Origin of the sequence: Salinarchaeum laminariae (assembly GCF_023204835.1) — an archaeon.
GTDB classification, from domain to species: domain Archaea; phylum Halobacteriota; class Halobacteria; order Halobacteriales; family Salinarchaeaceae; genus Salinarchaeum; species Salinarchaeum laminariae.
In genome coordinates this window covers 851,238-865,773 of sequence record NZ_CP096270.1, presented here as the reverse complement: position 1 = coordinate 865,773, position 14,536 = coordinate 851,238, and the positions used below count along the sequence as shown (strand labels likewise).

The 14,536-nt window shown below is 67.4% G+C and carries 16 protein-coding genes; 9 read left to right on the top strand and 7 right to left on the bottom strand.

Annotation, left to right across the window (positions count from 1 at the left end):
- Nucleotides 1-628 precede the first annotated feature (628 nt).
- On the bottom strand, nucleotides 629-1,711 hold the full coding sequence (locus MXF70_RS04045; RefSeq protein ID WP_248517675.1) for a S1C family serine protease: 1,083 nt from the start codon (nucleotides 1,709-1,711) through the stop codon (nucleotides 629-631).
- 182 nt (nucleotides 1,712-1,893) lie between these two features.
- Here MXF70_RS04045 and MXF70_RS04040 point away from each other — a divergent pair, with 182 nt between their 5' ends.
- From MXF70_RS04040 to MXF70_RS04030, 3 genes are read left to right on the top strand one after another with little or no spacing between them, the layout of a single operon-like run.
- Nucleotides 1,894-2,454: an amino acid-binding protein gene (locus MXF70_RS04040; protein ID WP_248517673.1), complete on the top strand. Its 561-nt coding sequence runs from the start codon at nucleotides 1,894-1,896 to the stop codon at nucleotides 2,452-2,454.
- Nucleotides 2,454-3,410, top strand: a complete 957-nt coding sequence (locus MXF70_RS04035; protein ID WP_248517671.1) for a homoserine dehydrogenase — start codon at nucleotides 2,454-2,456, stop codon at nucleotides 3,408-3,410. Before MXF70_RS04040 ends, MXF70_RS04035 begins: the two co-directional genes overlap by 1 nt.
- A 59-nt stretch (nucleotides 3,411-3,469) precedes the next feature.
- Complete coding sequence (locus MXF70_RS04030) at nucleotides 3,470-5,182, top strand: potassium channel family protein (protein ID WP_248517669.1); 1,713 nt, start codon at nucleotides 3,470-3,472, stop codon at nucleotides 5,180-5,182.
- Nucleotides 5,183-5,347: 165 nt separating this feature from the next.
- Here the strand turns inward: MXF70_RS04030 and thiC are convergent, their stop codons facing one another.
- Nucleotides 5,348-6,820 (bottom strand): phosphomethylpyrimidine synthase ThiC, encoded by a 1,473-nt coding sequence (thiC, locus tag MXF70_RS04025; protein WP_248517667.1) that lies wholly within the window; start codon nucleotides 6,818-6,820, stop codon nucleotides 5,348-5,350.
- Between the two features lie 163 nt (nucleotides 6,821-6,983).
- On the opposite strand from thiC, the gene MXF70_RS04020 reads away from it, so the two are divergent.
- From MXF70_RS04020 to MXF70_RS04005, 5 genes are all read left to right on the top strand, one after another.
- Entirely contained in the window at nucleotides 6,984-7,193 is a 210-nt protein-coding gene (locus MXF70_RS04020) for a hypothetical protein (RefSeq protein ID WP_248517665.1), read from the top strand.
- A gap of 30 nt (nucleotides 7,194-7,223) precedes the next feature.
- Nucleotides 7,224-7,487, top strand: coding sequence for a hypothetical protein (locus MXF70_RS15215; RefSeq protein WP_259370395.1), 264 nt, complete (start codon nucleotides 7,224-7,226; stop codon nucleotides 7,485-7,487).
- Between the two features lie 13 nt (nucleotides 7,488-7,500).
- A complete protein-coding gene (locus MXF70_RS15210; protein ID WP_259370394.1) occupies nucleotides 7,501-7,716 on the top strand; it encodes a hypothetical protein in 216 nt (71 codons plus the stop codon).
- A 488-nt stretch (nucleotides 7,717-8,204) separates the two neighbouring features.
- Complete coding sequence (locus MXF70_RS04010; RefSeq protein ID WP_248517663.1) at nucleotides 8,205-8,372, top strand: hypothetical protein; 168 nt, start codon at nucleotides 8,205-8,207, stop codon at nucleotides 8,370-8,372.
- A 36-nt stretch (nucleotides 8,373-8,408) separates the two neighbouring features.
- Nucleotides 8,409-8,723, top strand: a complete 315-nt coding sequence (locus tag MXF70_RS04005) for a hypothetical protein (RefSeq protein WP_248517661.1) — start codon at nucleotides 8,409-8,411, stop codon at nucleotides 8,721-8,723.
- 66 nt (nucleotides 8,724-8,789) lie between these two features.
- Here the strand turns inward: MXF70_RS04005 and MXF70_RS04000 are convergent, their stop codons facing one another.
- From MXF70_RS04000 to MXF70_RS03980, 5 genes are all read right to left on the bottom strand, one after another.
- Nucleotides 8,790-9,719, bottom strand: coding sequence for a VOC family protein (locus tag MXF70_RS04000; protein WP_248517659.1), 930 nt, complete (start codon nucleotides 9,717-9,719; stop codon nucleotides 8,790-8,792).
- 60 nt (nucleotides 9,720-9,779) lie between these two features.
- Nucleotides 9,780-9,923: a hypothetical protein gene (locus MXF70_RS03995; protein WP_248517657.1), complete on the bottom strand. Its 144-nt coding sequence runs from the start codon at nucleotides 9,921-9,923 to the stop codon at nucleotides 9,780-9,782.
- A 44-nt stretch (nucleotides 9,924-9,967) separates the two neighbouring features.
- Nucleotides 9,968-10,132: a hypothetical protein gene (locus MXF70_RS03990; RefSeq protein ID WP_248517655.1), complete on the bottom strand. Its 165-nt coding sequence runs from the start codon at nucleotides 10,130-10,132 to the stop codon at nucleotides 9,968-9,970.
- Nucleotides 10,133-10,598: 466 nt separating this feature from the next.
- Nucleotides 10,599-11,906, bottom strand: a complete 1,308-nt coding sequence (locus tag MXF70_RS03985) for an adenosylhomocysteinase (protein ID WP_248517653.1) — start codon at nucleotides 11,904-11,906, stop codon at nucleotides 10,599-10,601.
- A 113-nt stretch (nucleotides 11,907-12,019) separates the two neighbouring features.
- Nucleotides 12,020-13,351, bottom strand: coding sequence for an amidohydrolase (locus MXF70_RS03980; protein WP_248517651.1), 1,332 nt, complete (start codon nucleotides 13,349-13,351; stop codon nucleotides 12,020-12,022).
- Nucleotides 13,352-13,714: 363 nt separating this feature from the next.
- Here MXF70_RS03980 and MXF70_RS03975 point away from each other — a divergent pair, with 363 nt between their 5' ends.
- Nucleotides 13,715-14,512: a hypothetical protein gene (locus MXF70_RS03975; RefSeq protein ID WP_248517649.1), complete on the top strand. Its 798-nt coding sequence runs from the start codon at nucleotides 13,715-13,717 to the stop codon at nucleotides 14,510-14,512.
- The last annotated feature ends 24 nt before the right edge of the window (nucleotides 14,513-14,536 follow it).

Genomic DNA, 14,536 nt, shown 5'->3' with positions numbered 1-14,536 from the left:
GAATCACCCTATGTTTTGTGACCGCCGCATCTGGACATAGACTATCGATTCGACGCGTTAGTTGCACTCCTGTGTAAGCGTATTTCTGGGCTCGGTATCGGGATCCCACGATGAATGTGATCGATAGTGATGGTGGCGTGAGCGGGTGATTCCGAAGAGCATGGACGAAACGGACGGCGGTCCGACCGCAACCGCCTACGGAAGCCCCCTCACGCTCGGCGATCCTAACTCGCTGCGCCCCTCAGTCGGTCGCTCTGCTCCCTTCTTGCGGTGCTTGCGTCGTTACGATCGCCGACCCGTCGGGCCCTTCCGGAGTCCCACCCGCGGTGGACTGAAGCAGAGCCTGGCGCGGTGGAAAGCCGAATTTCTTGGAAACTCGGTGGTCAGTACAGCAGTCGTACCGACCAATTTCGAGCGGTCAGGACGAGTATCGCACCACCCCTCATCCATCACCATTCAGATAAAACGCCCAGCCCACCCCAGAAACGCTGATTTTCGTATCGCGAAATACGATATATCACCACGAGCTCGCCGAATGGACCCGTCTCTGGATCGACTGTACATCCAACTGAAAACCGCCTGCAAGCGCGGCTGCAGCGGCGTTCTGCGGTCGGCTCGACTGCCGAACCTACACGGCCGGCCGCTCGCCGAACGTCATCTCGACGGCTTGCTCCTCGCCGTCCCGGATCACGGTTATCTCTACCGTCTCGTGTGGGACCGTCTCCAGTGCCAGATAGGTCGAGAGTTCGTGGCGCGTCTGGAGAGTCGTGCCGTCGATGCCGACGATCACGTCGCCGCCGATGGGAATCGACCGGCCACCGACGAACGCCTCGTCTTCTGCTGGTTCGAGTACGCCGTCGGCGGGCCCGCCGTCGACGACCTCCGCGACCATCACGCCGCGCACCTCGTCGAGATCGTTCTCGATCGCGACGCGGCGGTCGACCGGGTAGGTGCGGATCCCGACGTACGTGTGCGCGATCTCGCCGTCCTCGATCAGTTCGGGGACGACCCAGTCCGTGACGGCGGCGGAGATGCCAAAGCCGATGTTCTCCGCACCGCCCGAGTTGATCACAGCGACGACGTTCGCGTCCATGTCGACGAGCGGGCCGCCGCTGTTGCCCGGGTTCACAGAGGCCGTCGTCTGGACGGCGTTGGGGATCGAGAAGCCCGTGGGCGCGGAGAGCGTCCGGTTCGTTCCGCTGACGATGCCCCGAGAGACCGAGGCGTCGTAGCCTAACGGGTTGCCCAGCGCCATCACTTCCTGCCCGACGATCGGTTTCTCGTCGGCAAGGGAGAGCGCAGTGGCGTAGTCGGGTCGCTCGTCGACCTCGATCACGCCGAGGTCGGTGTGGGGGTCGGTGGCCACGACGTCCGCGCCTGTCCAGTCGTTGTCGGCGTACTGCACGTCGATCGTGTCGGCGCCGTCGACGACGTGGTGGTTCGTCACGAGGAGATCGTCCTGGTAGACGAACGCCGAGCCCTGGCCGGCCTGACCGCCGTAGACCTCCAACAGGGCGACGGAGTCGATCGCCTCCTGGTAGACCTCGGTGTAGACGGTCCCCTGGGCCTGCGTGGGTGGGAGCCCGGCAGCCCGCGTGAGGCCGCCGTCGTCGCTCGCCTCGGAGAAGGGCTCGCTGCAGCCGGCGACGGCTGCCATCGCTCCCGCTCCGAGAGTCGCGAGCACGTCGCGCCGCGAGAATCCGTCGGACACGTCGCCGAATACGTGGGGACGCGGGTTAAGCCCACGGCCCGGAATCGACGCGTACGTTCGCCGATCCCGGAGACCACGGATCGAGCGATCGTACCGAGGGCCAGCGAAGTGCTAACTCTTAAGCGCCGGCGCGGCACAGTCGAAGGCGAGATGGCACGACGCGGCCGCTCGGAGGTGGCGCGATGACCGAGGAGTCGATCGAACCCGAAGCCACGCCCGACGGCGGCCAGACAGGCGCCTACACAGTCCGCCTCGAGCTCGCCGACGAACCCGGGGAGCTCCTCGACGCCCTCCAGCCGATCGCCGACAACGGCGGGAACCTCCTCTCGATATTCCACGAGAGAGGGAACCTCACGCCGCGCGGTCGGATCCCCGTCGAGGTCGACCTCGAGTGCCACCCAGACCAGTTCGAGACGATCGTCGACGCGCTCAGGGAGGCCGGGATGAACGTCGTCCAGGCCGGCCGCGAGGAGTACGGCGAGGAGCTGACCGTCCTGCTCGTCGGCCACGTCATCGACACCGACCTCTCGAATACGCTCGAACGGATTCAGACCCAGTCGGCGGCCTCGGTGACCGACCTCGCGCTCTCGGCGCCGGAGGGGACGGAAGACGTCTCCAGCGCCCGGCTCCGAATCGCGACCGCCGCGGATCGAACCGACGACGTGCTCGCGGACGTCCGCGAGGTCGCGACCGAGAAGGACCTGCACGTGATCGAGCCGCAGCTCGATCGAGGTGACGCCTGATGCGTCTGGCAGTGCTCGGTGCCGGCGCAGTCGGGCGCTCGGTCGTCGAACTCGCCGGCGAGTACGGCCACGAGGTCGTCGCGGTCGCGGACTCGAGCAGCGCGGCGATCGGAGCAAACGGGGCGGAGCCACTCGACGCCGATACCGTCCTCCAGCGAAAGGAGGCAGAAGGCGTCGTCGGCGACGCCGATCCCGACGACGCACTCACAGCAGAATACGACGCACTAATCGAGGCCACGCCGACGACGCTCGGCGACGCCGAGCCCGGCTTCGACCACTGCGAAACCGCCCTCCAGCGAGATCGTGACGTGGTGCTGGCGAACAAGGGGCCCGTCGCCGAACGGTACGCCGATCTCCGGGCGCTGGAGGCAAACAGCGCCGGTACGGTCCGCTTCGAGGCGACCGTCGGCGGCGCGATCCCGGCGATCTGTACGATCGAGGATTACGGCGCCGACACCGTCGAGGCCGTTCGCGGCGTGCTCAACGGCACCGCGAACTTCGTCCTCACGCGGATGGCCGCGGAAGGGCTAGGCTACGAGCACGTGCTCGCGGAGGCCCAGGACCTCGGCGTCGCGGAAGCCGATCCAAGCTTCGACGTCGACGGCACCGACGCCGCGCTGAAATGTGTGATTTTGGCGAACGTGCTGACGGGCGGCGAGCCGGAGTTCTCACTCGACGACGCCGAGGTCGAGGGCATCCGGAACGTGCCCGGCTCCGCGCTGGAGCTGGCGACCGAAGAGGGCCAGACCGTCCGGCTAATCGGCGAGGCGACCCGAGACACGGTACGCGTTGGTCCGCGGCTCGTGCCCGAGAACGGCCCGCTCGCGGTGACTGGTACGCGGAACATCGTCCAGCTCGACACCGGGCACGCCGGCCGGCTGAACATCTCGGGTCGCGGGGCAGGCGGCCCGGAAACGGCGACCGCGGTGCTGGCAGATGTCGGCCGCCTGGAGTAGGCGCGCCGGCAGCTACCTTTTAGGGTGATCGGCGAACATCGGACAGTCGAACGGTTGCAATGCGCTCGCTCACCGACGTCAAAGGACTGCGTCCGCGGGATCTCACGCGACGACAGCGGCTGCTCGTTCTGTTCGGAATCGGGATCGTCCTGCTGGTGAGCCTGTTTACGACGCTCTACTACGTTGGGATGCGGACCGTCGAGGACCGGCCACGTGACCTCTTTCACTCGCTCAACATCGTCGTCGAGACGATGACGACGACGGGGTTTGGCTCGGACTCGCCCTGGAAGTCGCCGTGGATGAACGCCCTCATCATCACGATGCAGGCCACTGGGGTTCTGATGGGGTTCATCACCCTCCGGGTGCTCGTCATACCGCTGTTCGAGCGGACGCCGCTGAATCTCGACGACCGCCTCACGCCAAAGCGCGACCACGTCGTGATCGCGGAGTACGAGCGCGACTCAGAGGTGCTGCTCGACGAACTCGAAGAGCTCGGGATCGACTACGTCTTGTTGGAGTCCGAGGAGGCCGAGGCAAAGCAGCTCTCAGACGACGGCTACCAGGCGATCAACGGCAATCCAGAAGAGCGGGGCGACCTGGAACGCGCGACGATCGGGGAGGCCGCACTGCTGATCACCGACGCCGGCGACCGGACCGCGAGCGTCGTGCTCACCGCGCTCGAGCTGAACGAGGAGCTCCGGGTCGTGAGCTTTACCGAGTCGACGCGCCGCAAGGCCGCCCTCGCCGAGGTCGGCGTCGATCGCAGCGTCGCCCCCCACGCCCTGATCGGCCAGCGTCTCGCCGAGAAAGCGACGACGCCGGTCGCGCTCGGGCGAGGGACCGGCGGTGGGAGCGACACTGGGGCCGACGCGACCGAAGGGCCGACGGACGGCGTCGGCATCCGCGAGATCCTGATCCGGCGAGACAGCCCACTCCACGGCGTCCGCATCGGCGACTCGCCGCTGGCCAACCACCCCGATCTGACGCTCGTCGCCGGCTGGCTCGACGGCCACCTTCAGGTGCCGCCCGCGCCGACGAGCCGGCTCACGCCCAACGCCGTGCTCGTCGTCGCCGGACCGGAAAACGAAATCGACGAACTCGTCGGCGAGGTGTCCGCGGTCCGGTCACCGATGGATCGCGTTCACCCCCGGGTGATCGTCGCTGGGCTCGGCGAGGGCGGTCGTGCGGCCGTCGATGTACTTCCTGAGGAGGTCGCCGTCACGACTGTGGACCAGACCGCGGAGCGGAAGCCGGACGTGGTTGGCGACGTCACCGAGCCGGACGTGCTGGAGTCGGCCGGTATCGAGGACGCGAGCGCGCTCGTCGTGACGGTCGACGACGACGCGACGGCGCTGTTGACGATCGCGATGGCCCGCGCGCTCTCTACGGACGTGGAGATCCTCGCGCGTGTGACCGAGAGCGAGAAAGCCGCCGCCGCGTTCCGTGCGGGCGCCGACTACGTGCTCTCGATCCAGCGGGTCAGCGCCCGGCTCGTCGCGGCGGAGGTGCACGGCGAGCGGGTGGTCGATTTCGCCAGCCAGATCCGGGTCGTCCGCGTCGACGGTGCCCCCTTCCACGGCGAGCGACTCGGCGACCTGCGGGGCGTGGAGGACGGCCCCGACGGCGCCGACGACTCGAACTGGACCGTCGTCGGGCTCGTTCGAGACGGCGAGGTTCGCACCGACGAGGGGGAGACGGTTCGGGAGGGCGAGGAGGTGATCGTCGCCGGCAGCGACGAGGCAATCCAGACCTTCGAGCGAACGATGGGGTAGGAAACGAACGGAGCGGAAGAGAGCGAGCGGCGGCAGAGCGCAGGATGAGGAGCGGCAGCGGAGCGTGGGCCGAATCGGCAGCGAAGTGTGGAGGGCCGATCGGCAGCGGACAGTGAAAAGCCGTCGGCAGCGGATGTCGAGTGGTGATCGAGTGACAGAGTGCGTTCAGTCGTCGGCGGGATTCTCCGCGTCCTCGTGGTCTGCACCGCCGTGAACGGCAGCCTCGTCGACGAAATCGGGGAGATCCGGCACCGCGCCGGTGTCGTGGGAGCCGGTGGGCGGGAGGTTCACGTCCGCGGCCGCCGAGGCGTCGAGATCCGTCCGGGTGTCGATCGCGTCCATCTCGCCGTCGGCGACGTCGCGGGCGTCCTGATCGATCCGCATCGAACAGAACTCGACGCCGCACATCGAGCAGAATCTGGCCTCCTTGTAGTTGTCACCGGGCAGCGTCTGGTCGTGGGAGTCCTGTGCGCGCTGGGGGTCGAGCGCGAGATCGAACTGCCGGCGCCAGTCGAACTCGTAGCGGGCTTCCGAGAGGGCGTCGTCCCAGTCCCGCGCACCGGGGAGTCCGTTCGCGACGTCGGCGGCGTGAGCGGCGATCCGGTAGGCCGCCAGCCCCTCGCGAACGTCGTCCTCGTCGGGCAGTCCGAGGTGCTCCTTCGGGGTGACGTAACAGAGCATCGCCGCCCCGGCTCGTCCGGCCTCGGTCGCGCCGATACAGGAGGTGATGTGGTCGTAGCCCGGTGCGACGTCTGTCACGAGCGGGCCGAGGACGTAGAAGGGAGCGCCGTCACAGAGCTCCTGTTGTTTCTCGACGTTGTGTGCGATCTCGTCCATCGGCACGTGGCCGGGCCCCTCGACCATCACCTGGCAGCCGTGGTCCCAGGCGGTGCGGGTCAGCTCGCCGAGGGTCTCGAGCTCCGCGAACTGTGCCTCGTCGCTGGCATCGGCGAGGCTCCCCGGACGCAGGCCGTCACCGAGTGAGAAGGTCACGTCGTGCTCGGCGAAGATCTCACAGATCTCCTCGAACTTCGCGTAGAGGGGGTTCTGCATCTGATTTTCCTCGATCCACTGGGCGAGAATCGAGCCGCCACGCGAGACGATCCCCGTGGTTCGGCCGTCCGTCAGCGGGAGGTGTTCCATCAGGACGCCCGCGTGGATCGTCATGTAGTCCACACCCTGCTCGGCGTGTTTCTCGATCACGTCGAGGAGGATCTCGTGGGTCATCTCTTCGGGGCTGCCGGCCTCCTTCACAGCCTCGTAGATCGGGACCGTGCCGACGGGGACGGGGGAGTAGTCGACGTTGGTCTCGCGGATCTCGTCGAGGTTCGAGCCCGTCGAGAGATCCATCACCGTGTCCGCGCCGTAGTGGACCGCCGTATGGAGCTTCCGGAGCTCGCCCTGGAGGTCGCTGGTCGTCTCCGAGTTGCCGATGTTGGCGTTGACCTTCGTGGAAAACTCCCGACCGATGATCATCGGATCGAGCGAGTCGTGGCCGTGGTTCGCTGGGATGACGGCCTGGCCCGTCGCGACCTGTTCGCGGACGAACTCCGCCTCGTGGTTCTCGCGGTCGGCGATTCGCTCCATCGCCGGCGTAATCTCGCCGTCGCGGGCTCGCTGAATCTGGGTTTGGGGCATGAATCACTAGGTTGTATTACTAGGTGATAAAGCTGGTTCTCCCGATCCCAGCGCCACGTTTACAGCCCGCACGACTCACCACGCATTCGGTGGTCGACCCGCTCAACTCCCTCCGGCACCGCGCTTCGAGCTGTTCCACGCTTCGCTGGTGATCTGTGGGCTCGTGATCGCGGCAGATCCAATCTGGACGGTGCTGACCGAACCGAACTCGATCGACAGCGTGCTGTTCGCCGCTCTCGGGATCGTCACCGGCGCCTGGTTCGTCGGGTGGGGACTCCGGGGCGGCCCCGTCGACAGCGGCCTCGCCAACGACATCACTGGCGGCGTCGACGGCGGGTCTGACAGCCACGGTCGTACAGTTCGCGCCGCCTAACAATTGCCGTCCCCGCCGCTACTAGGCCGTATGGCATCCGACGGGCTCCGGTCGCTCGCCGACTTTGGCACGCGATCGCTGGTCACCCACGCGATCATGGCGGTGACGTTCAGTGGCGCAGTCGTATCGGCGTTCGTCCTCGACGGAACCGTCGCGCTCGTCTCGTTCGTCGCTTTCGTGAACTTCACCGCCGGCGTCTGGATCTGCCAGTCGATTCACTCGCTTGGCAACGCGTACGGCGGCGGAGAGTACGAGGGCATCATCGAGGCACTCAGAAAGCGGGGGCAGCGATGAGGGTGGTGATCCGATGACCGACTCCTCGTTCGACGTCGGTCGGCTGGCCCGCCTCGTACTGCTCATCGCAGGCGTAACGGCGGTCTTTCTGTTCGGGGCAGCCCAGCAACTCGACGACGAGGTCTTTCAGATCGGTGCCGTCGCGATCGCTGCCGTCGCAGTCGTCACTGCGATGACGGCGTTCCTGATCGCCGCAGGAGAGACGTACGATCACACGCAGGGCCGGTGACGCGGCCACCGAAGCGCGAACGGCGCTGGAGCCCGCGAACGGCCAGGGACCACACCCCCATGTGAACGCATCCCATCCTATCACAACCTTTACTATTCGACCGGTATCAGTTGCAGGTAACCTGGGCGCCCCCGGCGCCCGAGGTGTCCCACATGACGACCGCACCCCAGACCCGCCGAGACCTGCACGCTGCGATGGCAGCCGCAGGTGCGCCGCATTTTGCCGGCGGGTATGCTGGGGCAGTCGCGAAGATCGGGGTTGCCGCCGGAATTGCCGGCGGGTTCCTACCCGCACTGTCGGGGAATCTTGCCCCGGTGTCCTGGCACACCTCGAAATGGTCCCGCAATCTCGTCGCGTTGGCCGTCACACCCGCGGCGTGACGGGACCCACGGTCGCCCCGTTGCGGGCGAGCGCTGACGATTTCTTCGCGTCGGATTCGACCAGCCGCCGAGCCCTGTAGTCCACTCGCCGGCCGGTCACTCCTGCCGATGCGTTCCTCGCCACTCGCGAGCCGGCGGTTCGTCTGGATCACCTGCCGTCGGCAGCGATGGCGACACCTCGCCTCCGATCTTATGGACCCGCAGACGAGCGAAGCGAGTCTGGTGGCGGTGAGCGATCCCGACGGGATCGCGATCCTCGCTGGACGAACGGAGTGAGTCCAGCGGTGCGCGTTCGACTCGCGCCGGGGGCCTATGGCAACACGCCAGTCCGCGGTCGACGCGACGGTCGACTGCACGGTCAGAGTAGCCCGCGACGCCAGCGGTACGGTCGCCGACGGCGCCGAAACGCAGCTCGCCCGCGTCGAGGGCGTCGAGGTGGTCGAACCCGTCGACGTCTCGGGGTTGAAACCCGGCCTGAACGACCTCTCCGTCGACGTGCGAGCGGAAATCCGCGTCGTCGACGAGGAGCGGCGCGTCCGCGAGGGTGAACCCCCCGACGAGGTCGTCCGCCAGCGACTGGCGGACGGGTTTGGCGTCGACGTCAGCGACGTGGAGGTTCAGCGCTGATCGGGCTGAGACCCGCGACAGCGCGGCTCATGGGCAGTGGCGTTTCGCAGGCCGTCAGCGAAACGCTCATTCTCCGGTCGGCGCCGCGATCGCACCGTCGACCCGCAGCCTGACCGCGATTCCGTCGGGATCGAACACGGCGGCTACTCCGTCGGCCGGTCGCTCGACGGTGATCCCTGCGTCTTCGAACCGGGCCGCAGCGGCGTCGAGTGCGTCGTCGTCCGGCAGGACCACCTCGAAGGATTCCAGCCCGAGCGAGTCGTTCTCGATGGGCGCAGAGCGGCGTCGCCAGGTGTTCGCGCCGACGTGATGGTGATACTCGCCGGCTGCGAGGAACAGCGCCTGATCGCCCATCCGCTGGCGGGGACCCATCCCCAGCAGGTCGGCGTAAAACTCGTCCGTGGCGTCGAGGTCGGTGACCTCGAGGTGAACGTGGCCGATCGTGGTGCCAGCGGGAAGCGCCCCGGAGCGATCTGAGCTCTCGCCGTCGTCGGCCAGTGCGACCAGGGCATCGAGATCCAGCGGATCGGTACCCATCTCGACGCGATCGCCCGCCATCGGCCACTCCGCCCGGGGTCGGTCGACGTAGAGTTCGAGTCCGTTGCCAGCAGGATCGCGGCAGTAGATCGCCTCGCTGACGCCGTGGTCGGCGGCGCCGTCGATCAGATCTCGCTCGCGCAGGCGGGCAATTGCGGCGCCGAGCGTCGCGCGATCGGGCACCCGGATCGCGAGGTGGTAGAGACCGGCCTCCGCGGGGCTGCGGTTTGGGGCGTCGGGCGCAGCGTCGAGGACGAGGAGGGGATCGCTGGCGACGCCGAACACGGCGCGCTGGAGTTCGGCGCCGTCGGGCGCCGGCGTCGACGCTTCGACGGTGTCCGGGTCGAGCCGATCGAGACCAATCACGTCCTGATAGAACGCAACGGCTTCGTCGAGGTCGGCGACGCGGAGGTGGACGCGACCGATACCGGCTGCGGCGGGAAGGGCGTCCGTGGACATACCGGAAGAATGGGACGAACGTGAATAACGCCTCGGGCCACAGAGCCGGCGCCCGGTGACCTACGCTGGATTCAGCAGCGTCTCGCCCTCGGCCATGTGCGCCTCGACGGCATCCAGATTCAGGGTTACACCGAGCCCTGGTTCCTCGGGCACGGGGATCGCGCCATCGGCGATGATTCCGCCGTCTCGACGAAATCCGCCCACTCCTCGTCGCGGCCGTGGAAGACGAAAACGGTGAGAGTGAACAGTCAGACTGCACGCAGCCGAAGGACGAACGCACCCGAGGAGACGGCAAAGAGGATCGCAATCAGCAGGAGGAATCCAGCGCCGTACGCGAGGCTGAGGGAGAAAAAGAGGAGGTTCAGCCCGATCACGACGGCGAACGCGACGAGCTTCTGGCCGAACGAGATCACGGCCTACGAGTCGTCGAACGGCCACGTAGTTGTTTTGGACTCGTTCGGAGTGAATGCAAGTGATCTGGGGAGACAGACGGGAACCGCCAGGAAGCCACCTCCCGCTCGGCTCGGGCGACTCGCCGCGCTCCTTGGCGGGCGGCAGAGCCGCCCGCCTGCGGTGCTTGCTTCGTCGTCCTTCGTCGAGCGGTCATCGGGAGACCGGAGGTCTCCCGAGCAGACGGACGTAGTCCGTCAACGGCCCCTTCCAGTCCCGCCCTGTGATGGATTCCGAGGAGCGTAGCTCCGTGGACTCCGTGCGAAGCTACGTGCGTGGGGTCGGCCACCGGCTAGAGCAGCCGGGGATCTATCGCGCTCAGACCTACCCGGGAACCCCGGGAGGGACCGGAGCAGTCGGGGGCTTCCAAGCTGTTCGCTGTCCAAGTCGTCGTTCGAAAAATCCCAGCGATCGATCCGGAGCCAGAATCTACGTCCCGTGATCCCAGCTGCCCATGTACTCAGCCTGCGCGTCGGAGATCGCGTCCAGCTCCACGCCCTCCGCGGCGAGCTTAATCTCGGCGACCTCTTTGTCCAGTTCGTCGGGGACGTCGTGGACGCCGGCGCCGTACGCGTCGCCGTTCTCGATGAGCTCTCGGACCACGACGGCCTGGATGCCGAAGCTCTGGTCCATGACCTCGATCGGGTGGCCCTGCGCGTTCGGCGAGGCGAGGTTCACGAGCCGGCCCTCCGCGAGGACGTTGATCCGGCGACCGTCGTCCATCTCGTAGGCCTGCACGCCGTCGCGTGCCTCGTAGGTCTCTGCGGCCAGCTCCTCGAGGCGCTCGAGATTGATCTCGACGTCGAAGTGGCCGGCGTTGGCGAGGACGACGCCGTCCTCCATGTTGGCGAAGGCCTCCTCCGTGATCACGTCGCGGTTGCCCGTCGCCGTGACGAAGACGTCGCCTGCTGCGGCGGCCTCGGCCATCGGCATCACGTCGTAGCCCTCCATGTGAGCCTCCAGTGCGCGGCGTGGCTCGACCTCGGTGACGACCACGTCGGCGTTCTGGCCGGCGGCCTTCGCGGCGATCCCCTTGCCGCAGTAGCCGTAGCCGGCGACGACGACGGTCTTGCCGGCGAAGGAGAGGTTCGTCGTCATGGCGATGTTGGCCAGGGAGGACTCGCCGGTGCCGTGGACGTTGTCGAAGAGGCGCTTCATCGGCGTGTCGTTGACGGCGAAAACGGGGTAGTCGAGCGCGCCGTCGTCGGCCATCGCGCGGAGGCGGTGGACGCCCGTGGTGGTCTCCTCGGCGCCGCCGACGATCGTCTCGATCAGTTCGGGGTAATCTTCGTGCACCGCAGCGACCATGTCCATCCCGTCGTCGACGGTGATCGTCGGCTCGTGGGCGAGGACGGACTCGATCGCCGCGTAGTACTCCTCGTCGTCGACGCCGCGGCGAGCGTAGCTGGTGATGCCGTCGATTGCATCGAGCGCCGCGGAGACGTCGTCGTGGGTCGAGAGCGGGTTGCAGCCCGTGACTGCGACCTCGGCACCGCCTTCCGCGAGCAGCTCGACGAGGACGCCCGTCGACGCCTCGACGTGCATCGCCATCCCGATCGTGTGGCCCGCGAACGGCTGATTCTCGCGAACCTCCTCGCGCAGCGCGGCGAGAATCGGCATGTGCTGGCGCGCCCACTCGAGCTTTCGGTCGCCGGACTCGATCGCGTCGGTCGGTGCGGGATCGTCGGCCGAAGCCGATTCAGCGAGCTGCTCGCGAATCGGCGGATAGGCTGTCATGATCGAGGCGACGGGTACTGGCCCCTAAACGGTAGCGATGGCGGGATGGTGCCAGATCCGCTGGTCACCGCCAGAGTGCGGCAGCCAGATCCAGCGTTCGGTCCTGTACCGCCTCAGTCGGCGCCAGCCCGTTCGACGAGCGCAGCTGCGTGCTCGGCAGCCCGCTCGCGAACGGCGGCCTCCTCCAGCGTCGTCACCTCGCGATCGGCCATCAGCACCTGCCCGTCACAGACCGTGTGGCGGACGTCGCTGCCCCGCGCCGCGTAGGCGAGGTGGCTCACCAAATCGTGTTCGGGCGTGAGGTGGGCAGCGTCGAGATCGATCACGGCGAGATCCGCGGCGGCGCCCGGCTCGATCCGGCCGGCGTCGATTCCGAGCACGTCTGCACCGCCGGCGGTCGCCATGCGAACGGCGTCCTCTGCGGGGACAGCGGCCGCGTCGTCCGCTGCGAGCTTGCCGATCATGGCTGCGTCTCGGAGCTCGTCGAAGACGTCGAGATCGTTGTTCGAGGCAGCGCCGTCGGTGCCGATCGCGACCGGAATGTCGCGGTCGAGCATCGCCTGGACCGGCGCCATGCCGCTGGCGAGCTTCATGTTCGAGGCCGGACAGTGGACGACGCCGGTGCCACGCTCTGCGAGCAGATCGAGCTCCGACTCGTCGACGTGGACGCAGTGAGCGAGCGCGGCGTCCGACCGGAGCAGTCCGAGCTCGTCGGCGTACGCGAGCGGGCGTTCATCCTGCTCTTCGACGATCGGGTCGACCTCGTCGGTGGTCTCGTTAGCGTGGAAATGGAGTAGCTTGGCAGAATTTTCGGCGGATTCCGCAAAGGTATCGAGTGCGTCCTCGCTGACGGTGGTGAGGCTGTGGGGCTGGAGCGTCGTCGAAATGCGGCCATCCGCGGCGCCGTCGAGTTCGGCGGCGACGTCGATGCTGTCACGAACGTCGGCGGCGGCAGCGTTCTCGTCCTTTCCGACGGTGATCGCCGTGTGGCCGAGGACCGCGCGAATCCCCGCGTCGTCGACGGCCTCGGCAATCCGGTCGACGTGGAAGTACATGTCCGAGAAGGTAGTCGTACCGGATCGAATCATCTCGAGGATGCCGAGATCGGCGCCGGCCCGGACGTCCTCCGGCGTGAGTTCGGCTTCGACAGGCCAGATGTCCTCCTGCAGCCAGGCGTCGAGTGGTTTGTCGTCTGCGAGCCCGCGCAGGAGCGTCATCGCGACGTGCGTATGGGCGTTGATCAGACCGGGAACGACGAGGTCACCCTCGGCGTCGAGCGTTCGATCGGCGTTCTCGACGTTGGGCAGGTCCGGGTCATCGTCGATCGCGGCCGGCTCGTCGACGGCGAGGATCTCGCCGGCCTCGGCATCGACCAGGACGTCGGCCGTCTCGATCGTCATGTCGGGACGGAGGACGCGACCGCCAGCGACGCGCAGCGTGGTCATGCGTTGGCGTGTGGGTGCCGCCGCCTTGAGTGCGCCGATGGAGCGAGTGGATACTGCTTGATCCCTCGATGGTGTACAGCTGCTCACACGGCGGCCGTCAACGATGCGCGAGTCCACGTCGAGGGCATCACCGACGCAGAGACCGAGGCCCGCCGGAAGCACGGCGCGAAATTGCCAATCGACGACTGCGCCGGCGAGTATTGCGTGCTGTATGGCAGAAACGACCAGCGGAGTCGCCGTAACCGCGCCATACCGTGATCGATGGGCGCGAACGAGGCCATCCGTCGGTGGTGAATAGGTATAGCGTGAAGCCTCAAGTGACACCGTCCCTACCTACTCGTAGGGAGCGATTACGAGGAACCGATGGCTGGCGACACCACGAATTCGAGCGACGAGGAGACCGAGGGAGCAGGGAGCGATCCGGCTCACTCCACGGAGTACGTTCGCGCTATCGAGCCCACCGAGCTACGGGAAACGGGAACCGATGGCCGTGCTGACGCCGAGTACGGGGCGGTCACGCTCGTCGGCGTCGTCCACGATCATCCGGCGAGCGTCGCTCGCGTTCAGCGCGTCGTCGCCGACAGCGGGCACGAGACGCTCGCACTCGAGCTACCGCCGCTGGCAGTGCCGCTCTTCGAGCGCTACGCGGCCGATACGATCTCGCCACCGAGCACCGGTGGCGAGATGAGCGCCGCCATCCAGGCGAGCGACGCAGCCCGAACGGCGGGGATCGACGGGCCGACGCCGGGGTTCGCGGGACGACTCGGCCGCCACCTCCTCGCGGAACGGCCACCGATCGAGACGACGCGGACCGCAATCGGCCGCTTCGTCCGTGCGTCGGGCCACGCCGTTGCCTGCCGTGCTGGGGCGGTCCTGGGCGCCGTGACGGGGCGAGAACCGGAACTCTCGGCGCCGCGGGAGCACGCCGTCACGGCCGAGGATCCACCGTCCGTACAGGCGCGGGACGAGCGTAAGCAGGTGCGCCTCGCGCGATCGGTCGCAGCGGCCTTCGGCCGGGATCGGTCCGTCGCGACGAGAGACGAGCTCCGGGAGGCGCACATGGCAGATCGGCTGGCGACGCTCGCCCAATCGGGGGCAGTCGTTGCCGTACTTGGCGTCGATCACGTGGACTCGGTAGCAGATAGACTGAGCACCGTCTAGAAACTCCTCGGAGTTCTATCGGGT

Coding starts and splice junctions, on each gene's coding strand:
- MXF70_RS15215 (WP_259370395.1), top strand. CDS start 7,224: ATGGCATCCGACGGGCTCCGGTCGCTCGCCGACTTTGGCACGCGATCG.
- MXF70_RS04035 (WP_248517671.1), top strand. CDS start 2,454: ATGCGTCTGGCAGTGCTCGGTGCCGGCGCAGTCGGGCGCTCGGTCGTC.
- MXF70_RS15210 (WP_259370394.1), top strand. CDS start 7,501: ATGACCGACTCCTCGTTCGACGTCGGTCGGCTGGCCCGCCTCGTACTG.
- MXF70_RS04005 (WP_248517661.1), top strand. CDS start 8,409: ATGGCAACACGCCAGTCCGCGGTCGACGCGACGGTCGACTGCACGGTC.
- MXF70_RS03985 (WP_248517653.1), bottom strand. CDS start 11,906: ATGACAGCCTATCCGCCGATTCGCGAGCAGCTCGCTGAATCGGCTTCG.
- MXF70_RS04000 (WP_248517659.1), bottom strand. CDS start 9,719: ATGTCCACGGACGCCCTTCCCGCCGCAGCCGGTATCGGTCGCGTCCAC.
- MXF70_RS03975 (WP_248517649.1), top strand. CDS start 13,715: ATGGCTGGCGACACCACGAATTCGAGCGACGAGGAGACCGAGGGAGCA.
- MXF70_RS04010 (WP_248517663.1), top strand. CDS start 8,205: ATGCGTTCCTCGCCACTCGCGAGCCGGCGGTTCGTCTGGATCACCTGC.
- MXF70_RS03980 (WP_248517651.1), bottom strand. CDS start 13,351: ATGACCACGCTGCGCGTCGCTGGCGGTCGCGTCCTCCGTCCCGACATG.
- thiC (WP_248517667.1), bottom strand. CDS start 6,820: ATGCCCCAAACCCAGATTCAGCGAGCCCGCGACGGCGAGATTACGCCG.
- MXF70_RS04030 (WP_248517669.1), top strand. CDS start 3,470: ATGCGCTCGCTCACCGACGTCAAAGGACTGCGTCCGCGGGATCTCACG.
- MXF70_RS04040 (WP_248517673.1), top strand. CDS start 1,894: ATGACCGAGGAGTCGATCGAACCCGAAGCCACGCCCGACGGCGGCCAG.